General features: G+C 57.9%; 20 protein-coding genes and 5 pseudogenes. 23 read left to right on the top strand and 2 right to left on the bottom strand.

Annotated features, from left to right (window positions below; all coding sequences use genetic code 11):
- Positions 1-216: 216 nt before the first annotated feature.
- The 8 genes and pseudogenes from ACSQ3H_RS27945 to ACSQ3H_RS27910 form a co-directional block, all read left to right on the top strand.
- Positions 217-1,011, top strand: a complete 795-nt coding sequence (locus tag ACSQ3H_RS27945; protein ID WP_436120306.1) for an SDR family NAD(P)-dependent oxidoreductase — start codon at positions 217-219, stop codon at positions 1,009-1,011.
- Between the two features lie 149 nt (positions 1,012-1,160).
- The gene (locus tag ACSQ3H_RS27940; RefSeq protein ID WP_436120305.1) at positions 1,161-1,601 is read left to right on the top strand and encodes a DUF3237 family protein; all 441 of its coding nucleotides are present in this window, start codon (positions 1,161-1,163) and stop codon (positions 1,599-1,601) included.
- Between the two features lie 61 nt (positions 1,602-1,662).
- Positions 1,663-2,112, top strand: a complete 450-nt coding sequence (locus ACSQ3H_RS27935; protein ID WP_436120304.1) for a glutathione S-transferase family protein — start codon at positions 1,663-1,665, stop codon at positions 2,110-2,112.
- A pseudogene (locus ACSQ3H_RS27930) lies at positions 2,109-2,162 on the top strand (hypothetical protein); the annotation flags it as partial. The gene ACSQ3H_RS27935 and the pseudogene ACSQ3H_RS27930, both read left to right, overlap by 4 nt.
- A complete protein-coding gene (locus ACSQ3H_RS27925; protein WP_436120303.1) occupies positions 2,163-2,294 on the top strand; it encodes a hypothetical protein in 132 nt (43 codons plus the stop codon).
- A 92-nt stretch (positions 2,295-2,386) separates the two neighbouring features.
- A complete protein-coding gene (locus ACSQ3H_RS27920; RefSeq protein WP_436120302.1) occupies positions 2,387-2,845 on the top strand; it encodes a hypothetical protein in 459 nt (152 codons plus the stop codon).
- 10 nt (positions 2,846-2,855) lie between these two features.
- Complete coding sequence (locus ACSQ3H_RS27915; protein WP_436120301.1) at positions 2,856-3,917, top strand: RNA polymerase subunit sigma-70; 1,062 nt, start codon at positions 2,856-2,858, stop codon at positions 3,915-3,917.
- 207 nt (positions 3,918-4,124) lie between these two features.
- Positions 4,125-4,269 (top strand): annotated as a pseudogene (locus tag ACSQ3H_RS27910) (IS6 family transposase); the annotation flags it as partial.
- Between the two features lie 1,108 nt (positions 4,270-5,377).
- Here the strand turns inward: ACSQ3H_RS27910 and ACSQ3H_RS27905 are convergent.
- Positions 5,378-6,190, bottom strand: a complete 813-nt coding sequence (locus tag ACSQ3H_RS27905; protein WP_436120300.1) for a hypothetical protein — start codon at positions 6,188-6,190, stop codon at positions 5,378-5,380.
- Positions 6,191-6,278: 88 nt separating this feature from the next.
- On the opposite strand from ACSQ3H_RS27905, the gene ACSQ3H_RS27900 reads away from it, so the two are divergent.
- The 4 genes and pseudogenes from ACSQ3H_RS27900 (at position 6,279) to ACSQ3H_RS27885 (ending at position 10,017) form a co-directional block, all read left to right on the top strand.
- Positions 6,279-6,566 carry a WYL domain-containing protein gene (locus ACSQ3H_RS27900; RefSeq protein ID WP_436120299.1) on the top strand — a complete coding sequence of 96 codons (288 nt, stop codon included), beginning with the start codon at positions 6,279-6,281 and terminating at the stop codon, positions 6,564-6,566.
- Positions 6,567-6,642: 76 nt separating this feature from the next.
- Positions 6,643-7,365 (top strand): annotated as a pseudogene (locus ACSQ3H_RS27895) (IS5 family transposase); the annotation flags it as partial.
- 687 nt (positions 7,366-8,052) lie between these two features.
- Positions 8,053-8,504, top strand: a pseudogene (locus ACSQ3H_RS27890) (IS30 family transposase); the annotation flags it as partial.
- A 604-nt stretch (positions 8,505-9,108) separates the two neighbouring features.
- Complete coding sequence (locus tag ACSQ3H_RS27885; RefSeq protein WP_436120298.1) at positions 9,109-10,017, top strand: LysR family transcriptional regulator; 909 nt, start codon at positions 9,109-9,111, stop codon at positions 10,015-10,017.
- Positions 10,018-10,278: 261 nt separating this feature from the next.
- On the opposite strand, the gene ACSQ3H_RS27880 is transcribed toward ACSQ3H_RS27885, so the two are convergent.
- Positions 10,279-10,971 carry a GntR family transcriptional regulator gene (locus tag ACSQ3H_RS27880; RefSeq protein ID WP_436120297.1) on the bottom strand — a complete coding sequence of 231 codons (693 nt, stop codon included), beginning with the start codon at positions 10,969-10,971 and terminating at the stop codon, positions 10,279-10,281.
- 307 nt (positions 10,972-11,278) lie between these two features.
- Between ACSQ3H_RS27880 and ACSQ3H_RS27875 the strand changes: the two genes are divergently transcribed.
- From ACSQ3H_RS27875 to ACSQ3H_RS27825, 11 genes and pseudogenes are all read left to right on the top strand, one after another.
- A complete protein-coding gene (locus ACSQ3H_RS27875; protein WP_436120296.1) occupies positions 11,279-12,409 on the top strand; it encodes a BMP family ABC transporter substrate-binding protein in 1,131 nt (376 codons plus the stop codon).
- 19 nt (positions 12,410-12,428) lie between these two features.
- Positions 12,429-13,559, top strand: coding sequence for an ABC transporter permease (locus ACSQ3H_RS27870; RefSeq protein WP_436120295.1), 1,131 nt, complete (start codon positions 12,429-12,431; stop codon positions 13,557-13,559).
- Positions 13,559-14,479 (top strand): ABC transporter permease, encoded by a 921-nt coding sequence (locus tag ACSQ3H_RS27865; protein WP_436120294.1) that lies wholly within the window; start codon positions 13,559-13,561, stop codon positions 14,477-14,479. Before ACSQ3H_RS27870 ends, ACSQ3H_RS27865 begins: the two co-directional genes overlap by 1 nt.
- Before the next feature lie 12 nt (positions 14,480-14,491).
- Positions 14,492-15,208 (top strand): biuret amidohydrolase, encoded by a 717-nt coding sequence (biuH, locus tag ACSQ3H_RS27860; RefSeq protein WP_436120293.1) that lies wholly within the window; start codon positions 14,492-14,494, stop codon positions 15,206-15,208.
- Complete coding sequence (locus tag ACSQ3H_RS27855) at positions 15,208-16,758, top strand: ABC transporter ATP-binding protein (protein WP_436120422.1); 1,551 nt, start codon at positions 15,208-15,210, stop codon at positions 16,756-16,758. Before biuH ends, ACSQ3H_RS27855 begins: the two co-directional genes overlap by 1 nt.
- Positions 16,758-17,426 carry a cysteine hydrolase family protein gene (locus tag ACSQ3H_RS27850; protein ID WP_436120292.1) on the top strand — a complete coding sequence of 223 codons (669 nt, stop codon included), beginning with the start codon at positions 16,758-16,760 and terminating at the stop codon, positions 17,424-17,426. Before ACSQ3H_RS27855 ends, ACSQ3H_RS27850 begins: the two co-directional genes overlap by 1 nt.
- Entirely contained in the window at positions 17,419-17,772 is a 354-nt protein-coding gene (locus ACSQ3H_RS27845; protein ID WP_436120291.1) for a cupin domain-containing protein, read from the top strand. Before ACSQ3H_RS27850 ends, ACSQ3H_RS27845 begins: the two co-directional genes overlap by 8 nt.
- A gap of 189 nt (positions 17,773-17,961) precedes the next feature.
- Positions 17,962-18,455 (top strand): annotated as a pseudogene (locus ACSQ3H_RS27840) (non-homologous end-joining DNA ligase); the annotation flags it as partial.
- A 253-nt stretch (positions 18,456-18,708) separates the two neighbouring features.
- A complete protein-coding gene (locus ACSQ3H_RS27835) occupies positions 18,709-19,233 on the top strand; it encodes a class I SAM-dependent methyltransferase (protein ID WP_436120290.1) in 525 nt (174 codons plus the stop codon).
- Between the two features lie 77 nt (positions 19,234-19,310).
- Positions 19,311-19,457, top strand: a complete 147-nt coding sequence (locus ACSQ3H_RS27830) for a hypothetical protein (protein WP_436120289.1) — start codon at positions 19,311-19,313, stop codon at positions 19,455-19,457.
- Positions 19,458-19,694: 237 nt separating this feature from the next.
- On the top strand, positions 19,695-20,087 hold the full coding sequence (locus ACSQ3H_RS27825) for a hypothetical protein (RefSeq protein ID WP_436120288.1): 393 nt from the start codon (positions 19,695-19,697) through the stop codon (positions 20,085-20,087).
- The last annotated feature ends 130 nt before the right edge of the window (positions 20,088-20,217 follow it).

Here is a 20,217-nt window from a genome sequence, read left to right as displayed (position 1 = left end):
CTGCCATGCCGATGGCCGGCTGGAGCCATCGGGATTCGGCACGGCTATTCGGCCGCTTGTACGGGCACGGAACTCAGAACTGCCAGCCTAAGCGCTCGTCTTGCGGCGGCGCCGATGAATTTTGCGAGTACCAACGGTCTTCACAGCACGAACACGCAGGTGGCGGGCAAGACCAGCCGCCACCTGCGCGTCAACGCAAGATGGAAAGGATTGGCTATGCTTCTCGAGAACAAGACAGCGATCATCTACGGCGCCGGCGGGGCCATCGGCGGGGCCGTGGCACGGTCCTTCGCCCGCGAAGGCGCGAAGGTTTTCCTCTCCGGCCGCACGCTCAGCAAGGTCCAACGCGCGGCAGCTGAGATCGTCGCGGTGGGCGGAACGGCGGAGGCCTTCCAGGTCGACGCCTTGGACGAGGAGGCAGTCGAAAGCCATGTCGCCGCCGTGGTCAAGGCGAGCGGGCGAGTGGACGTGACCTTCAATGGCATCACGGCGGTCCCGCAACTGGGTACCCAGGGCATTCCCATCGCTAAGCTGTCTGTGGACGCTTTCATCGCGCCGATCACCCTCTACATGCGGTCGCACTTCCTGACGGCGCGGGCGGCGGCGCGGCGGATGGCCGAGCAGGGTTCGGGCGTGCTGCTCATGAACACGCCGGAGCCGGCGCGCCTCGGATTGGCCCATGTCGGCGGGATGGGGCCGGCCTGGGCGGCCATGGAGGCCTTCAACCGCAACCTTTCCGCCGAGTTCGGCACCCGCGGCGTCCGCGCGATCTGCATCCGCTCGACCGGCATGCCGGAGACGGAGACGATCGACGTGGTGTTCGGGCTGCACGCGGACGCCATGGGGATCACCCGGGAGCAATTCCAGGGCTTCGTCGAAGGCATGACGCACCGCCGGCGCTCGACCACCGTCTCAGAAGTGGCGGAGATGGCTGCCTTCCTCGCCTCCGACCGCGGCAGCGGCATGACCGGGACCGTGGCCAACCTGACTGGCGGGCTGATCGTCGACTAACAGGCAGGCCGTGCGAGGCGCTTCAGGCATCGGGCGCGCCGCATCCCGAGCCGAGAAATTGCGATTGACCGATGAATTCCTCGCAGTCCCCCGGTCTCCACAACATCCACGGCGGCAATGGTTGTGCCGAAACTTAGGAAAGAGAAGCCATGAGCTACGAAAAGATCTTCGAATACGATCTCGATATCACCGGCGTGACGGATTACGGCGCCGACATGGAGGCCTTGTTCACTGGGCGGGAGAGCGTGCCGCCGCAGGGCGCTCAGTTCGACGTCACGCTTGCGGGATCCGTCAAGGGCCGCGTGACAGGCGCCATGCGCGGCGTTGACTACCTGCGTGTGCGTCCGGACGGACGCCGCGAACTCGAGCTCCGTGGCGCCATCGAAACCGATGACGGGAGCCGGATCGCGTTCACGGCGGAGGGTGTCGGGTCTCCTCGTGATGGTGAGCCGATTGTCGACCTTGTCGTGAAGATCGATCTACTGACGGCCGCGGCCGCCTATTCGTGGGTCAACGCGAAACCGGCCTGGGGTTCAGGGCACGCGAACCTGGCCACGAACAAGATCCACGTCGAGGTCTATCTGCACTGAGGCGCGGCAAAGCTGGACGAACGCAGCCGCGACTTCGTCCGCATATTAAGGAGAATTCTCCATGAGCCAGACCACTCCGATTGAGATCTTCGGTATCCCCCGGAGCAACTTCGTCCGCGCGGTGCGCATGGTTGCCCACGAGAAGGGCATTGCCTACGTCCACCACCCGGTCCGCCCTCTCACGGCCGACGCCTTGGCCATCCATCCCCTTGGCCTGGTGCCAGGCCTCCGGCACGGCGAGGTCCGTTTGGGCGAATCCCAAGCGATCGTCGCCTACCTTGACCGGCTGAAGACCGATTCTCCCATGGGACCCGCGGGCTCGCCGGCAGAAGCCGCCGAGATCGCCCAATGGATGTCGATCATCGCCACTTCCGTCGATCGCATCATCATCCGCCACTACGTCGTCCCGTATGTCTTTCCAAAAACCGCCGACGGCTCGCAGGATCGCGCCGCCATCGAGGCAGTGCTTCCAGAGCTTCGCGACGTCGTCTCAATGCTTAACGACGGCTGACGGGTCGAGATTTCCTCGCTTCAAATCGCTTCACCTTTGCTGACGCACTCTTGCTCGCCATCCTGAGTCCGGCGCGGCGCTTCACCGAGGTCGCAGCGCTTATCGCCGAGTCCGCCGAACTCCTGCGCTACTTCGACTTGCATGCCAAACGCTTGAGCTTCGTCGAGACCGCGCCGAACTAGACTGACAGCAAAAAGTCTTCGCTGACCGATGAGTTTCCGCAGGTCTGCGGTCTTCACAACATCAGCGGCATCGATCGGAGGAGTCCTGGACCATGTCGTCGGAGAACGAGTTGCTGGTGGGTAGGCGCGTGGTCGTGCTGGGTGCCCAGCCGCGGCGTCGGCCGCGGAAGGCCTTCCAAAAGGCGCGGCCCGACCTCTTGTTGATCTGCGGCGGCACGATCCCGCCAGTCTGTCCGCTGTCCGAACTCACCTGGGTCGAATTCGGCGTCAACTGGGAGATCGATGCCAAAATGACCTTCCTGTTCTGCCGCGAGGCATTGCGGGCGCCGCTCGGGCCGGGCTTGGTCGTGGTGATCATTTCGAGCGGCTACGCCGGCGACAAGCGCATGCAGATGTTCATCGCCAAGTTCTGCCAGGCCGAATCCGACCGCCTCGAGCTCGGCATCCGTTTCGTCGCGCTTGTGCCGTCCCGCGTGATGCCGGAGACGGACCTCGGGCAGGCCGCGGTGAACGGCTACGCCCGATACCTCGGCGTTGCGGCTGCGGGCTAAAGATGCCAAGATGGACGAGCTGCGCAGCCGGAAAGTCGGGGGTGTTGCCATGAAAGACAAAACACCCGCGAGCTATGTGGGCGACACTCCGCCCAGTCGCGACGACTTCGCTAGGGCGGCCGAGATGCACCGCCGCGCGCTCAAGCTGCACTGCTATCGCATGCTTGGGTCTCCGCACGAAGCTGAGGATGCGATCCAGGAAACCCTGCTACGGGCCTGGCGGGGTTTCGACGACTTCGAGGCGCGCGCGTCGATCAAGAACTGGCTGTATCGGATTGCGACCAACGTGTCCCTGAACATGATTGCGAGCCGTTCGAGGCACGGCCGGTTGATGCCCGATCAGTTGGATGGGCCGGCGACCCAGAGACCACAAGGGCACCCGGATGCCGGGACCCTTTGGATCGAGCCTTATCCCGACGCCGAGCTGGAAGCCCTCCCCGATCCCGCCGCAGGGCCGGACGCCCGCTACGAGCTACGTGAGTCTGTCCGGCTCGCGTTCGTCGCGGCGATCCAGCAACTGCCCCCGCGTCAGCGGGCCGTGCTGTTGATGGCCGACGTCATGGGCTGGTCCGCGATCGACGTCGCCTCCATGCTCGATGCTTCGGTGGCGTCGGTGAACAGCGCCCTGCAGCGCGCGCGGGGCAAGCTGGCCACATTCGACCGCGACGTTCGACAGGCCCCGATGACAGATGAACACCAGCGGAGCTTGCTCGAGCGCTACGTACTGGCCTGGGAGAGTAGGGATCTGGAACAATTCGTGGCGCTTCTGAAGGAAGATGCCATTTATGCGATGCCTCCCTGGCGGGAATGGTATCGCGGTCGCGGCTCTATCGGCGACTTCTTTGGGGCCGTCTGGCCAGCGTACCGGGGTTTTCGGCTTGTGCCGGTCGGCGCAAATCTGCAGCCAGCCTTCGCCCTCTACACCCTCGGCGCCGAGGGGCGCTGGAATGCGCACTCGATCCAACTCCTGTCGCTGGACAAGGACGGGATCGCGACCTTCACGGCGTTCATGCAGCCGCTCGCCCAGAGGCTTTTCATGGCATTCCAGCTACCAACCATCAAGGAAGCCTGATCGTTCTGCGTGAGATGGGTTGGACATGGAGATCCGTGATCCCAAACAAACCGCGCGGTTTGAGCATTGTTCTGACTGCTTCCATCAGTCCAGATTGGTCCGGAGCGCCATGAAATGCATTTGCCATCAGAACATAGTCTGGATCTGTCGCAAAAAATTGTAATGATAGTATGGGATACTCTTTGCTGGTGATTTTGGGAGTATGAAATGTTCAAAGGGCGTCATTTCGATCAGTCAGTCATCCTGCTTTGTGTGCGGTGGTATCTTGCCTACAATCTCAGTTTGCGAAACCTTGAGGAAATGATGGCAGAGCGCGGGCTAAGCATCGATCACTCCACGGTGCATCGCTGGATTCTTCACTTTTCGCCAAAACTGCTGGAACTTTTTAATCAGCGCAAACGAGCTGTGACAGGCAAATGGAACGTTGACGAAACATATCTCAAGGTCCGAGGACAATGGATGTGTGTGGACGCCCCGTGAAATGCAAGGGAAATCGGTCGTAGGGTCTATGGGTTCTATGGTCGGATGCTGATGTGTGTCCGGCCTCACATGAGCGGCTTTCCAAACGCCGCGGGCCCTTATGGAAGTTCGCGGATCAGATCCAATGTGTATCTGCGCGCTCAAGGCGCTCATCCATTGACTGGTTCTTCTGATCCCGTTTGATCAACCGTTGTCCCATAATCCTGTTTCGATCTTCCTACATTTCCCGGCAGTTCCCTCGGGGACAAATCGTTACGCGGTTGCTCCCGAAGCTCGGTAAATGCCTCCCCGGGCCATCAACGCTGTCGCGCTGCAGTTAATCATGAGAATGCCGAGTTAGTGATTTCAATGAGTTAGCTTTGCACTTAATTTGAGAGCGTGCAGTTTATTTGAGAATTCTGTGCAGAACACTGCAGTTAATTTGAGAAGCGATACCGACACCATTGACCGTTGTCCGTTGCTGAAGGATGCAGACGATCAGGCGTGGCCTCTTCAGAAAATCATATCAATTTCAGCTAGATAACCTGACGATACGCGTAGCGACTGAATTCCCAGTATTGCAGTTAATTTGAGAATCCTGCCGGCTTCGTTCTCAAGTTAAGTGCAGCAGTTAAGCGTGAACGGCCGCATTCTTACAGTTAAGTACAGTGCGACATCCCATTCGCGTTGGCATAGTTCAGATTGTTGCCTGCGGTGACAGCGCCTGGGACCGCCTCCCCGCTTCCGGTAAACGACGCCATGATGGTGCTGCCTACTCCATTGATAGCGTTTCCGGCTACCGTGGGCAGTATATTTGCAATGGCAGCGTTCATAAAAGCTGTACCACGCGCTTCAATGCGAAACTCGATAGCACTGAAAGCATTATTGGCACCCCAAGGTGCCAAAATTGAACCGGATGAAGCACTGATATCAGCGTTTGTTCCGTAAGATGCAGCTCCAGCAGTAATAGCACCAGCACTGGCTAGTGTAGCAACAGCAAGTCAACCAGCACTGTTTAGTACAGCTTCACCAGTACCACTAGCAAACCCATTAGGACGAAGAGAGACAGTACCAGCAGTACCGGTTGCAAGGATGACCGTGGAACCGGTCGAGTTGTGGACCTGACCTGAAGTCAGAATGCCCCCGGCAGCAATGTTCCCGGTTGATGCAATGCTCGACACACCCGAAATAGTGCCACCTGAGATATTACCACCGCTGATGCTGACGTTGCTGGCATCCTGCGTTGCCATGGTGCCAAGGCCGAAGTTGGTACGAGCTCCTGCAGCGTCGGAAGCGCCTGAACCGCCTTGAGCGACAGCCAGCTTCGTGCCGAGGGTGAGGGAGCCGGGAATATTGACGACGCCACCGGGAGCGATGGAAAGCCGGACTGTAGCCGTGTCGGTCTCAGTAATAACGAACGAGGCTGCGGTGCCAAGGATATACCAGTTCTTGTTCGACTGATCGGTTTCGACAAGCTGGATACCCGGCTGTGCATTGGTGATCGTCGGATTGCCCGTCATGGCAGGCGTGGCCTTGAGGACATAGTCTGCCAATGTGGTAGACGTTGCATAGGTGGCGTCGGCAAAGCCTTTGGTGACAACGTCACCGCTTGCTGCCGGTGCACCCGTGTTCTGGACCTTGTACCCGCCCATATCGAGGGCTGCCTGCATGCCACCCTTGCCGGAGCGGGACAGGGAGTCAGTCAGCTGCGCGGCGACATCCGTGAAATCAGCATTTACCTCCGTCGCCTTCGCAGGCGTATTCGGAACAAACGTGATCGGAATGCTGGAATTGCCTGTCGGGCTTCTTGGCATGGGTATGCTCCATAGAAAAAGCCGCCCAATGGACGGCTATCGACTCTTTGATTTTTGGGAGGCATCATGTCAGCTGTGGGAGGCCACCATGACTGGACATATATCGATTTGCGAAGCTATCCGGCAACGCAAGCTGATTAGGTTCACATACGACGATCACGTGAGGACTGTTGAGCCGCATCTTGCCGGTTACGACAGCAATAGGGATTTAACCTTGAGTGCCTGGCAATTGTCAGGAGGAAACGGCGAAGGCTGGCGCGCGTTTCATATTTCCAAGATAACCGCGCTGACCATAACTGGGCATAGTTTCGAAGGGACGAGACAAGGCTATAACCCACGTGATCCGCGCATTCCTCAGGTGATTTGCCATCTATGAGGCTTTGGTGCGTAAATAATTTCTGAACGGTTCGGCGATAGGCAAACAGGATCGCAATCAGCTTGATCCGAGTGCCATGCCGTACAAACACAACGCCGATCGTCGTCATCACATCGCAAAGATGAAATTCAGGGTGACGAATTGGCCGCAGTACGAGGCAGGCCTGCGTCGGCGTGGCAGCCTGACACTCTGGATGACGCCGGAAGCATTGGCCGGATGGCGTGCACCACGGCGAAAAACGCGAGGTGGTCAACCCGCTACTCCGATCTTGCCATCGAGACGGCCCTGACCCTGGGCTGTGTGTTCGGAATGCGGCTGCGCCAGAACGAAGGGCTCATGAATTCGGTGTTCGATCTTATGGGACTTGATATACCCGTCCCCGATCATACGACGCTGAGCCGTCGGGCACAGAAATGGAAGCCATCCGCCCGACGAAACCCGCCTCTGCCGGACGGCCCGCTGCGCGTGCTGGTCGACAGCACGGGGGTTAAAGGTGTACGGCGCCGGGCAGTGGCTGCAGGAGCAACATGGCGCCAGATCACGCCGCAACTGGCGCAAATTCCATCTGGCAGTGGATGCCAATAGTGGCGAGATCATTGCCCATAGCCTGACGGATCAGGGCACGGATGATCCTTCACAAGTGAAACCATTGCTCAGCCAGATCGACGGCGAGATTGGCCAGTTCACAGCCGACGGAGCCTATGATGGCAAGCCAACCTATCGGTCTGTCCTGCAGCACAGCGCAACCGCGAGCGTCGTCATTCCACCGCGTTCGACGGCGGTGGAAAGCGGTTCCGCCGGGCCAGGTGCCACGTGGGCACCGTAAACTTAACCAGTTGGCCATGTTTCTTTGTGAATTTGAGTGATGACCGAGGTTCGTGATCTACTGTAGTCGACAGCGCCAAGGTTGGTCCCGGCCCAAGGCCGGGACTTTTACGTTGAGCCTTCCGTGAGCGCCCCCGAAACGGCGATCATGATGTCCGCAAAGGGCCGCGAAGCGGCCATAACGAGCCAACATCATCACCGGTAAAACAGTGTGAGAAGGCAATGACCTGAATGGGCAAATGATCGAACAGATCTGGATCGGGAAAACCAGCTAATGCCTCTGAGCCTTTGTGCTCGCAGTTGAGATTTGGACCTGATCCGCGCAGATCACCATACCGGCCCGCGGCGCCAGACAGGCCGCTTCCATGAGGCCTGACACAAGACCGCACTCGATCACTGTTCAAAAAGGTTCAAAAACTTCTTGCATCCCGGGCGGCAACCACACAAGACATTATGCGATTTTGGGGCGACGACAAGATTTGTTCCAAATCATACGCTAACCAGATTCATGAGCCGTTACAAATAGTTACCCCAGACGAAGATGGAGGAGAATCCCGACCGCTCCTAGGGTTTTAGCTAAAGAATGAGCCTTCTGTGCTTCTTTTGTTCTAAAAATGCCCCGTTATCGTATGATTTGGAACAAATCTTGTCGTCGCCCCATCACCTGCCGAAGCGGCAAACGCGCCGCCGTCCGCGGCATGCCCGCAGCTAAGCATCTTGCATCGGCCGGACATTGTGCGCGAACGCCAGCAGTTTGGTCACTGGGAGTGCGATCTGATGCAGTTCAGGCAGAAGTTCGGCGAAGCGAATGTCACCTCGCTGGTCGAACGGGTCAGCCGTTTTACCGTGTTTCTGCGCAAATCGCGACCGATTATGGAGCGCCTGATCCGAACGCTGGAATCCCTCCCCGCTACAACCCGCCGCTCGATCACCTTCGATCGCGGTACCGAGTTCACCGACTGGCCCTATCTGCAAGCCGGACTTGGCGCACAGACATGGTTTTGCGATCCGCAGTCCCCCTGGCAGAAAGGCACCGTCGAGAACACCAATCGCCGGGCACGAAGATGGCTTTCGAGCGAGGTTGATCCGCTCGCTGTCAGCGACACTCTTCTGGCAAAAGATCATGGCAAGGACGCGATGATTACGTTAGCTTGCCGATGCTACAAAGTCGCGCTTAAGCGAGAACTCACAATCGTTATTGCCGCACAAAGCCGCATGTCCAGGAACAGGTGTTGTATTCTTTGCCACAGTCTCTGGCCCTGCTGGTATTGCACATACTGGAGACCTGTGCGCAATGTGACTCGCAGGTTTTACGCTCGCTGGCGTCTGCTAGAACACTGTCATCAATGTTAGTCTGGGAAGTCACGCTACGTTGATGCGCATAACCCGACAGGTCCGATAACGCGGACGTATCGCTGCGTTGTTCGGCCGCAATGGCCGAGACATTAACAATCACAAGAAAAGCGAGTGAAGCCAAGTTTCCAATTGACGGACAATGCATGGTTTGCTCCTTGACGTGTTGAATTAAAATGGAAGGACTATGAGAAAGACCGAATTTATCTTTCCTTGTCTTCAGACAATCAATGTCGGCTAGAGGTATTGCCGCCTTCGCCGTTTATAGTGGCAGGACGAATTATACCGATGATGGTGATGCTGTCTTGTGCTATGTTTTCTTCAACCTGCTGCAAAAATTGCAGCGGTGATGCGGAGGCTGCCTATGCGTTACCTGAACTCCGCTCACTATATCACTGTGGTTGCTAAGACCGGTTCGATCCGCGCCGCCGCGGAGTTGCTCGCCATAACCTCGACGGCGCTCAACCGCCGTATATTGGCGATGGAGGCCGAACTCGGCGTTGCGATTTTTGAGCGACTGCCGCACGGCGTGCGATTGTCCGGCGCTGGCGAGCTTCTGGTGCATCACATGCGCAACCAGTTATCTGATATGGAGCACGTGAAATCGCAGATTGCCGACCTTGCTGGCGCCCGGATTGGCCATGTGGCAATCGCCTGCAGCCAAGCGCTATTGCCCTACCATTTGCCGATCCAGATCTCACTCTATCGGAAGGAACATCCGAATGTGACCTTCGGCGTGCACCTGCGCGACCGGGAGGAGGCCGAGCGTGCGTTGACCGATCACACAGCCGACATCGCCATCGTCTACGAGCCGGCGCGGATGGCTGGTTTCAGGACGCTAATGCGGGTGCACCAGCCGGTACATGCGGTCATGCGTCCGGACCATCCGCTGTCTTCTCACGCAACGGTGCGGTTGCGCGCTTGCCTCGACTATCCAATCGCGCTTCCCACATCAGCTTACGGTGTGCGCTACCTGCTCGACATCGGGGCGCAATCGTCATCGCTGCAGCTGGAGCCGGTGATTCAGTCCGACAGCTTCGAATTCCTGCGCAACCACGCAATCTCCGAAGATATTATCACCTTCCATTTCCCAATTGGCCTGTCCCACCAGACGATGACGGGCGCCATGATCTCCCGGCCACTCGACCCGCGCGACGTGCCCGCAGGCATGCTCTATGTCGGCCAACTCAAAGGCCGCACCCTGCCGGTGGCCGCCGCTCGTTTCGCCGACCAGCTTTCCGCCTCGCTGGCGCAGCAGTATGACGTGTCGTGATGCCTGTCTGGAGGCTCGTCGAGCGAAAATTCGCCGAACATCTGCATTGATATCGGACCGCGACGTGACGGGACGACGCCCGGGGTCCGAGATGAGGAAATGGATTGGTCCGGCACGCGACCGGCTTCCTCCCTCGGACTGCAGTAGGGGTCGTCAAAAACCCGCAGCGATGTGAAAAGCGCCCGATGGTTAGTGGCGCCAATGTCGACAATCGCACCGCTTGGACCATAGCCGATGTTCCGAGAGGCCGGGCGCGATGACTTAATCGGTGCCTAGGTCAGCAAAAACCGTGCTGGCGGTACTGACAATGGAAACATGGTTATAAGCGGCAAGGCCCGCGGCAGGACCGTCGGCCCGAAGTATCGCCATAACAATGGTGTCGTGTTCTTGATACGACCGCGCCAACCGCCCTGCGATGCGAAACTGCGCGCGACGGAACGGTGCTAGCCGCGCTCGGGTCTGATTAGCGAGTTCCGCCAGGTGATCGTTGTGCGCACCCCGATAAAGGCGGGTGTGAAATTCGATATTGTGCGCTTCATATTCGTTCTCGGCGCGGCGGTAAACCAGTCGCGCCGATCGCGTGTGTTCGGCTTCAAGCATGCGACGTTCATCAACCGTCATCCGCTCAGCCGAAAGGCGTGCGCAGACTGCCTCCAACTCGGCCATGGCCTCGAACATGGATGCAAGATGCTTCTGCGTCACATTGGTGACGATGGCGCTTTTGTTGGGCCGCCGACAGACAAGGCCGCTGGCACAGAGTTGACTTAGGGCCTCGCGCACCGGGGTTCTGGAAACCTTGAAGCGATTGGCCAGAGAAATTTCGTCGAGCCGTTCCCCAGGCTGCATGACACCGGTAATTATCAGATCGGCAATGGAACGGACCATCTGCTCGACAGTGGTTCCGGAACGAATAATCTCTTTTTTTCTGGCCAGCTTCGCGCTTCGAATCTCCATAGTGCATACAGATGTAATGGCTGGCTCGCTGATGTCAATGATGCGAAAATCTTTGCAAACAGGCAATAAATTTACTTAACAAAGGAATTAGCGCCGTATTCGCCTCGTAAATGTGCGGACATTGCGACTGTTTTCTTACATAGCCTAAAAAACAGTCATAATTTACCAATAGTGCATGCAGTTTGCTCAATCAATAGAACTTCATCCAAAAATCTCTTTTAAAAACATTTGCTAAGTGTTGGCATGAAGCTTGCATACAGTTTCTTGTGATCTAATTTAAATCGGCATCCGCCGCGAGGAGCTTGCAATGACCAAACGCTTGCCCATGAATCGCCGCCATTTCCTCAAATCGACAGCCGGAGGTGCCGCCGCCATAGGCCTCGTACGCTCCTTTCTTGTAGACGTTGCCCGGGCCGAGAACCCTCTCACCGTCGGCTTCATCTATGTGGGTCCAAAGGATGATTTTGGTTATAACCAAGCGCACGCTGAAGGTGCCAAAGTTATCAAGGCGTTGTCGGGTGTCACGGTTGTCGAGGAAGAGAACGTTCCGGAAACCGTCGATGTTCAGAAGACGATGGAGTCGATGATCAATCTCGACGGAGCAAGTCTCGTTTTCCCGACTTCGTTCGGCTACTTCGACCCCCACATGTTGGAAATGGCAAAGAAATATCCGGATGTACAATTCCGCCATTGCGGTGGCCTCTGGCAGGAAGAAAAAAATCCGATAAATACTGGTTCCTATTTCGGGTACATCGGCCAGGGCCAATATCTCAATGGCATCACCGCCGGTTACGCATCCAAGACCAAGAAGCTCGGCTTCGTTGCCGCCAAGCCGATTCCCCAAGTCTTGCAGAATATCAATTCATTCCTGATTGGCGCACGATCGGTTGATCCGTCGATCACGTGCCAGGTGATCTTCACTGGGGAATGGTCATTGGCTGTGAAGGAAGCCGAAGCCACCAATGCGTTGATTGACCAAGGGGCCGATGTCATCACTTGCCATGTTGATAGCCCGAAGGTGGTTGTCGAAACAGCAGCCGGGCGCGGTGCGTTCGTCTGCGGTTATCATGCGAATCAAAGCCCGCTTGCTCCGGAAAAATATCTCACCGGCGCCGAATGGGCGTGGGGCAATGTCTATTCCGATTTCGTCAAGAAGGCACAGGCTGGCGAAAAGCTCGGCAATTTCGTCCGTGGTGGCCTGAAGGACGGCTTCGTAAAAATGAGCTCGCTTGGACCCGGCGTTTCCGACGAAGCCCGCAAGAAATTCGACGCGACCCATGCAGACATGATGACCGGTAATTTCTCGGTGTTCAGAGGACCAATTCGGGACAACAAAGGCGGCGAAGCTGTTGCTGCCGGAAAGGCTTTCACCGAAGACGCGATCGAACTGGAAAGCATGGCGTATCTCGTCGAGGGTGTCCTTGGTTCGACTTCTTGAAGCAAGTGGGCAGAGCGTCATGGCAATCGAAGCGAACGTTCCATCACTCACTCCATTTTCCGGTCACGCAGGATCCGTTCGTTCCATCCTCGAGTGGCTGGCGCGCAGGGCAGAGCCGGTCGTAATCTCACTGGGCGCCGTCCTTGTGGGCTTGGCGCTCTTTTCGATCTTCATTATGGCCGTCGGCAAATCGCCGGCAGACCTCTTCAAACTCATGTATTTTGGCGGTTTTGGCAGCTGGTTTTCGGTTCAGAACAGCCTCAGTCGGGCGGCGCCACTCCTCCTGACGGCGTTGTGTGTTGCCCTCCCTGCGCGGCTGGGCCTCGTGATCATTGGCGGCGAAGGCGCGGTCGTTCTTGGCGGTGTGGCCGCTGCAGCGGCGGCGCTGCCCCTGACCGACGTTTTGCCGCCAATCATTGTTCTCCCTCTGATGGCGTTGGCCGGTATGGTCATGGGCGGCGTCTGGATCGGGTTTACCGGTGTGCTGCGCTATTATCGCGGCGTCAACGAGACGATTGCCTCATTGCTGATGGCCTATATTGCCATCGCGCTCATGAACCAGTTCATCGAGGGTCCGCTTCGCGATCCTGCCAGCCTTAACAAGCCCTCCACCACGCCCCTGCCTGCGCAGTACATGCTCGGCAATATGCCAGGAATGGATGTCAATTGGGGCCTCGCAATCGGGCTCGTGGCCTGCATCGGTTCATGGGTGCTTATCGAGGCAACGAGTTTTGGATTTGCAGCACGCATCGCCGGTGGAAATGTGCGCGCCGCACAGATACAGGGTTTGCCCGTTGGCCGGCTGATCGTCGGCTTCACGGCGCTTGCGGGAAGTTTTGGCGGCCTTGCTGGTATGATCGAGGTCGCAGCCGTTCAGGGTAGCGCCAATGGCTCGCTTGCCGCAGGCTATGGGTACACCGGTATTCTCGTTGCTTTCCTCGCGCGGCACAATCCGCTGGCGATCATTCCCGTTGCGATTCTTCTGGGGGGTATCGATGCTTCCGGCGGCTTGATCCAGCGCCGCATGGGGTTGCCTGATGCAACAGTGCTGGTGCTGCAAGGTACGCTGTTTGTCGTCATCCTGTTCTGCGAGACGTTTTACGGACGGTTCAAACTCTTCAACCCCGATCTTTGGAAGAGGGCCCGATAATGGATGGCATAGGCATCTGGGGCGTTCCGCTCGCCATTTTTGCGGGGGCGATCCGCGTCTCTACTCCCTTCATCTTCGTAAGCCTAGGTGAATCGATCACCGAACGATCCGGGCGCATCAACCTTGGCCTCGAAGGAACCCTCGTCTTCGGCGCGATGACGGCCTACGCCATCGCCGTGTTGAGCAATTCGCCGTGGTTGGGGGTGCTTGCGGCCATGGGGACCGGGGCAGTCTTAGGTCTCATTCACGGCTACATCTGCAAATTTCCCAAGGTCAACGATATAGCCATCGGCATCGCCATGATGCAGTTCGGTCTCGGGCTCGCATTCTTCCTCGGAAAGCCATTCATCCAGCCTGTCGCCCCCCACCTTCCCTCCATCGCGCTGGGTGGATGGTCGAGCGTGCCGCAAATCCAGTCGGCGCTGAACATCAATGTGCTTTTCCTCATCGGCGCCCTTCTGTCGGGTGTCCTCTGGTGGGCATTCAGGAACACCCGCATCGGTCTCATTCTGAGGGTCGTTGGCGATAGTTCCGACGCTGCTCGAGCCATGGGCCTCAATCCTGATGCAGTGCGGCTGCTGGCAACGGCCGTCGGCGGATCGCTGGCGGCCGTCGGTGGTGCCTACCTTTCTTTGTTTTATCCCGGTTCCTGGAACGAAGGGATTTCTTCTGGCCAGGGCTTGATGGCTGTGGCGCTGGTCATCTTCGCCCGATGGAACCCAATCGGCTGTTTCTTTGCCTCCTTGCTCTTTGGTGGGGCGGGCGCGCTCGGTCCAGCACTGCAATCGGTTGGCGTCACGCAAGGTTACTATCTTTTCTATGCAGCACCCTATGTGCTGACCCTTGCCATTCTCGTCGCCACATCATCGCCTAGCAGATCGTTGGCGGGCGCTCCGGCGGCCCTCTCCATCACCAAGTAGGAGCCCCTCACCATGAACAATCTCACAAACACAATTCCGAGCGGTGAAAAACTCAGCTTTATCGACGCCAATCCTTATCCTTGGCCCTATAACGGGGCTTTACGACCCGACAACACCGCGTTGATCATCGTCGATATGCAAACGGATTTCTGCGGTCCCGGCGGTTATGTGGATCACATGGGCTATGACCTTTCCCTCGTCCGCGCGCCCATCGAGCCGATTAAGGCCGTGCTCGCTGTCATGCGGACTGGAGGCTACCATATCATCCACACGCGAGAGGGGCACCGACCAGACCTTGCCGACCTGCCCGCCAACAAACGCTGGCGCTCGCAGCGCATCAACGCAGGCATCGGTGATGCCGGTCCCTGCGGTCGCATTCTGATACGGGGCGAACCTGGTTGGGAAATTATTGAGGAGCTCTATCCAATCGACGGCGAAGCGATTATCGACAAGCCTGGCAAGGGCTCCTTCTGCGCTACTGACCTCGAATTGATCCTAAAGCAAAAACGCATCGAAAACATCATCCTTACGGGCATCACCACCGATGTCTGCGTTCATACCACCATGCGCGAGGCCAACGACCGAGGCTTCGAATGCCTGCTGCTCGAAGACTGCTGCGGCGCTACCGACTATGGTAATCATCTGGCAGCAATCAATATGGTGAAAATGCAAGGCGGTGTGTTCGGCTCGGTTTCAAATTCTCCGACGCTTGTGAGCCAATTGCCATGATTGCGCAAATCCGCGACACTCCTCTTCCGCAAGTCAGCAAGGCCGTCGGCATCGAGACGTTCGGCATCACCATGCGTTTCGGCAGCTTCACCGCACTCGACAACGTATCAATAGGAATTCCGGCGGGGACGTTTCATGCCTTGCTTGGCGAGAACGGTGCCGGAAAATCCACGCTCGTCAAATGCGTCATGGGTTTCTACCACCAGACCTCGGGCTCGCTGTCGGTCGACGGCCGCGAGGTGGAAATTGACTCGCCAAAGGACGCAGCGACCTATGGGCTTGGCATGGTCTACCAGCAGTTCACACTGGTACCCTCGCTGACCGGTGCGGAAAACCTGGTAATAAACCGAACGAACGTCCCTGCCATCATCAACTGGTCCAAGGAACGCAAGGACCTCAATGCCTTCATGGAACGGATGCCGTTCAAGATCCCGCTCGACCGGCCGGTGAGCGAGTTGGCGGCTGGTGAGAAGCAAAAGCTTGAAATCGTCAAGCAGCTTTATCTGGGGCGTAGCTTTCTCATTCTCGATGAGCCCACTTCGGTGCTGACGCCGGCGGAAGCCGACGAAATGTTGAGCCTCGTACGAGACATGACGGTGCGAGGCGAATTGACAGTATTGATGATCTCACACAAGTTCCACGAAGTGACCAAATTTGCCGACGCAGTCACGATCCTCAGGCGCGGTAAAATGGCGGGCGGCGGTCTGGTGAAGGACCTTTCGCCTAAGCAAATGGCCGACATGATGATCGGCGATGTGAAACTTGCCGAGTCCGATACCCGCATGCCAGTTGCGCCAGAAGCCAAGCCGATCCTGGTTGTCAGCAACCTCAGGGCACCCGACCGCACGGGCTTGAAGACCATCGATATCGGCAATTTGACTGTGCTTGCCGGCGAAATCGTTGGCATTGCCGGTATTTCCGGAAACGGCCAGAAGGAGCTTGCAGAAATTCTTGCCGGCCAGCGGCCGCCGGATGCGGGCAGCATTACGGTAAAGGGTTCCCCCTACGGCGCTACCCGGCAGGAAACGCGGGTGAACAATGTACGGTTCATTCCCGAAGAGCCGCTGAATAATGCCTGCGCGCCCAAGATGACAGTCACGGAAAACCTTGCTTTCCGCACGTTCGACGTCAAGAAGCAAGGCGGCGAAGCTGTCTGGCTCGACATGAAGTCGATGCGCAAGCGTGCCGCTTCGTTGGTCCAGGATTTCAAGATCAAGGCATCTTCCAATTCCTCGCCGATCGCATCGCTTTCCGGCGGCAACGTCCAGCGTGCAGTACTCGCCCGCGAACTGACCGGCGCGGTTGACCTGCTGATCGTTTCCAATCCCTGTTTTGGCCTCGACTTCTCCGCCGTAGCCGAAATCCGCGCGCGCATTGTCAGGGCCCGCAACGCCGGCACCGCCGTGCTTCTTTTATCGGAGGATCTCGATGAGCTGCTGGAAATGTCCGATCGCATCATGGTCATGTCCGAAGGCAAGCTTGTCTATGAAACACCGGCCTTTTCGGCCGATATCTCGGTGATCGGCGCTCATATGGCGGGGCATCATTGATGACCGGGATCAATGCAGAGCCGTTCGCATTTCCGCTCAAGCGCAATGCCATCGCGCTCATCGTCATCGATATGCAGCGCGATTTTGCCGAAGTGGGTGGCTTTGGCGCCAGCCTTGGCAACGACGTCACCCGCGTTCAATCCATCGTTCCGGACGTCAAACGCCTGATCCAGGGATTCCGCGATGCGGAGCTGCCGGTGATTCACACAATGGAATGTCACCGACCCAACCTTTCCGACCTGCCTCCCGCCAAGCGCAACCGCGGCAACCCGCCACTGAAGATCGGTGACAGGGGGCCCATGGGACGGATCCTGATTGCGGGCGAGCCCGGTACCGCCATCATGGCGGAACTGGCGCCAATCGATGGCGAGACCGTCATAGAGAAGCCCGGCAAAGGCGCTTTTTATGCAACCCCGCTCGACGACATTCTTAAGGAACGTGGCATCGCGCAACTCGTCTTTGCCGGTGTGACCACCGAGGTCTGCGTGCAAACCACCATGCGCGAGGCCAATGACCGCGGATATGAATGTCTGCTCGCCAGGGATGCGACCGAGAGCTATTTTCCAGAGTTCAAAGCAGCGGCCATTGCCATGATACAGGCGCAGGGCGCCATCGTCGGCTGGATTGCTTCTGTCGACGATGTCATTCAAGGAATTTCAAATGCCTGAAACCATGCTCGCAGGGCTCGCAGCCGGGGGTTGGCGGACATTGGGGTTCGATACGTTTCGGACGGGTGTGATGATCCACTGGGTTCAGCCCTTCGAGGGTGATCAACCCGGCGTCGCACTGCTCAGATACGATGCCGGCGCCGGCGTTCCGCGCCACCGGCATATGGGCCTCGAAACCATCATCGTGCTCGACGGCACCCAATCCGACGAGGCTGGCGACTATGGCCCCGGTAGCGTGGTTATAAACAAGGCAGGTACCGAACATTCAGTCTGGAGCGAGGGCGGTTGTGTGGTCTTGATCCACTGGGACCGTCCGGTGAAAATATTGCAAGAGGAAGAGGAGTGACTGGCGAACACGCTTTCGATATCAAATCACTGCATGCGGCCTACGCCGCCGGCTGGCCAATTTGGAGAGCATAAAGAATTGTGGGGCAATCACGTTATGATCCCCCAAGCGGGGTCATCTTCTATGTTCCATCGGCCTCTTCCAAAGACCTCCGTATTAGACCGCCCCACAAAACTTTATGCTCTCCTCATCCGCCTATCTGAAGAAATCGAAGCTGATGGAGCGGCATGCTGAGAGCCGCTTGTGCGCACGGGCTCGAAGGTATCATCGCAAAGCATAAACGGCGGTCCTATCATTCCGGTCGAACCGGCGACTGGCTCAAGATCAAGTGCGTCCAAAGTGAAAGCTTTTTCATCGTCGGCTGGGAACCTTCACGAGTAGCTTTTGGTGGCATCGGCCGCCTGCTTCTGGCCGCCTACAAAGGCCACGATTTGGTCTACGTCGGAGGCGTGGGAACCGGCTTCAATGAGCGCACAGCGACGGCGCTGCGCAGACAGCTTGAAAAGCTCGAGACGTTGAAACCGGCAGTACCGATCAAGCGAAAAGGGGCCGTATTCGTTTTACCAACCTTGATTGCGGAAATTGAATTTCGGGCCTGGACGCAGGACGGCGAGCTCCGCAATGCTTCATATAAGGGTTTGCGCGAAGTTCAAGATAACGCCGCGGTCTATAAAATAACCTGATGGGAAGTTTCGCCAATATCCGCTTCTGCCACAACTTTTGCGACAAGCCGAAGGTCGCAGAAGGGTGGAGAGACGAAGTTCCCATTCGTCCCTTGAACGGGGAAAATGTGCCAAGTCGAGACATTGGCGCTGGACGTAGCGAATGTCGCGATCCGTGCTAAGATCAGGCAACTTGGGGGTCTCGATGAATGATGCCGACTACGTGCTGTGACATGCGGAGGCGGAACTGCGCCGCCTCACTACCCAGGCTCGGTTGATCGATCCGATCACGCGTCGCTTTCTGGAAGCAGCAGGGATCGCAAAAGGTATGCGCGTCCTCGATATCGGCAGCGGGGCCGGTGATGTTGCATTTCTCTGTGGCGAACTCGTTGGACCGACTGGAGAGATTGTGGGTACCGACCTTGCTCTTGCAGCTGTTGAACGGGCGGAACTACGCGCCAAGAGGGCCGAGTCGGGTAGAATCTCTTTCAGACACGGCGATCCGGCCGAACTGAATTTTGACGAACCATTCGATGCGATAGTCGGTCGCTACGTTCTCCAATTCATACCCGATCCAGCACAGTCGCTCCGACGAATCGTCCGCCATTTGCGGCCCGGTGGGGTCGTTGTATTCCACGAACTTGATTGGGATGGTGCTCGTTCGTCGCCCCCTCGCCAACATACGATCAGGTGTGCGGGTGGCTCAGCCGTACAATCGAGGGAGCGGGCGCGCAGGTGCGCCTTGGTGCGCGACTTACCTCTCTATTTGAACATGCTGGTTTGCCCTCGCCGACCCTGAGATTGGAGGCGGTCATCGCGTCAGGACCACGGGCAATTGACATTGTGCACCTTGTGACCGATCTCGTGGAGACACAATTGCCGACCATGGAGAGGCTCGGGATCGTAGCAGCTTCCCAAGTCGAGCCCCCTACGCTCGCTGACCGTATTCTTTCGGAGGTCGGTACCGGCGGCACGTTGATGGGGCGATCGGAGATCGGTGCCTGGACCACCAAGCCGGAGTAAACGCACACGTCTCGCGATGACCGCTCTTCATCCCCTTTCCAGACGTCTTCCAGCAGTCGGGAAGGTCCGCATCGGGTCAACTTGCGTCGGAGCGCGAGTGAGCCGGGACGACTGCAACGGGCCCACACCGGTCGTAGGGTCCACGGGAGAAAAGCCCGTTCACGCCGCAACTCACCACATTTGACGCCCTGACTCCTACGCCTATATACTAATTGGTCGGCGGTGCGGAGGTGCCACTTGGATCGATCGTTATTTCTCGCCAGACTCCTGGGGCCGACATTCGTCGCGATCGCGCTCGGCATGCTGATCAATCTCGGCATGTATGAGCGTATGATCGCGGAGGCGCTGCACCTCGGCATCCTGTTCTATCTATCCGGTTTACTGTCGTTGCTTGCTGGCCTCGCAATCGTCAACCTGCACAATAGATGGCAGATGGACTGGCGTGCGATCATCACTGTGCTGGGCTGGCTGATGACAATCGGCGGCATCTTCCGCATCGTCTTGCCGCAGATCGCAATTGGAGTAGGTTCGACCATATATAGTGGCCGCACCTCTACCATCGTGGTGGCGCTGATAACTGGTGCACTGGGCGCCTTCCTGAGCTTCAAGGGCTACATGCGGCGCGCGTGAGGCGTCAGCGACAGCTTTGGGCCAATACCGACTTTCGACCGACGGGAGGATGGAGCGCTCATGCCGCGATCGTCGAAGCGATCTATGAAAACAGCGGCCCTGGGGCCGCTGTCCAAAGATCATTTCACGC

It is taken from the genome of Phyllobacterium sp. LjRoot231 (assembly GCF_964253365.1).
GTDB lineage: Bacteria > Pseudomonadota > Alphaproteobacteria > Rhizobiales > Rhizobiaceae > Phyllobacterium.
The sequence above is the reverse complement of the archived record's forward strand: the minus strand, read 5'-3'. Positions and strand labels throughout refer to the sequence as shown.

Coding starts and splice junctions, on each gene's coding strand:
- ACSQ3H_RS27945 (WP_436120306.1), top strand. CDS start 217: ATGCTTCTCGAGAACAAGACAGCGATCATCTACGGCGCCGGCGGGGCC.
- ACSQ3H_RS27940 (WP_436120305.1), top strand. CDS start 1,161: ATGAGCTACGAAAAGATCTTCGAATACGATCTCGATATCACCGGCGTG.
- ACSQ3H_RS27935 (WP_436120304.1), top strand. CDS start 1,663: ATGAGCCAGACCACTCCGATTGAGATCTTCGGTATCCCCCGGAGCAAC.
- ACSQ3H_RS27920 (WP_436120302.1), top strand. CDS start 2,387: ATGTCGTCGGAGAACGAGTTGCTGGTGGGTAGGCGCGTGGTCGTGCTG.
- ACSQ3H_RS27915 (WP_436120301.1), top strand. CDS start 2,856: ATGGACGAGCTGCGCAGCCGGAAAGTCGGGGGTGTTGCCATGAAAGAC.
- ACSQ3H_RS27905 (WP_436120300.1), bottom strand. CDS start 6,190: ATGCCAAGAAGCCCGACAGGCAATTCCAGCATTCCGATCACGTTTGTT.
- ACSQ3H_RS27900 (WP_436120299.1), top strand. CDS start 6,279: ATGACTGGACATATATCGATTTGCGAAGCTATCCGGCAACGCAAGCTG.
- ACSQ3H_RS27885 (WP_436120298.1), top strand. CDS start 9,109: ATGCGTTACCTGAACTCCGCTCACTATATCACTGTGGTTGCTAAGACC.
- ACSQ3H_RS27880 (WP_436120297.1), bottom strand. CDS start 10,971: ATGGAGATTCGAAGCGCGAAGCTGGCCAGAAAAAAAGAGATTATTCGT.
- ACSQ3H_RS27875 (WP_436120296.1), top strand. CDS start 11,279: ATGACCAAACGCTTGCCCATGAATCGCCGCCATTTCCTCAAATCGACA.
- ACSQ3H_RS27870 (WP_436120295.1), top strand. CDS start 12,429: ATGGCAATCGAAGCGAACGTTCCATCACTCACTCCATTTTCCGGTCAC.
- ACSQ3H_RS27865 (WP_436120294.1), top strand. CDS start 13,559: ATGGATGGCATAGGCATCTGGGGCGTTCCGCTCGCCATTTTTGCGGGG.
- biuH (WP_436120293.1), top strand. CDS start 14,492: ATGAACAATCTCACAAACACAATTCCGAGCGGTGAAAAACTCAGCTTT.
- ACSQ3H_RS27850 (WP_436120292.1), top strand. CDS start 16,758: ATGACCGGGATCAATGCAGAGCCGTTCGCATTTCCGCTCAAGCGCAAT.
- ACSQ3H_RS27845 (WP_436120291.1), top strand. CDS start 17,419: ATGCCTGAAACCATGCTCGCAGGGCTCGCAGCCGGGGGTTGGCGGACA.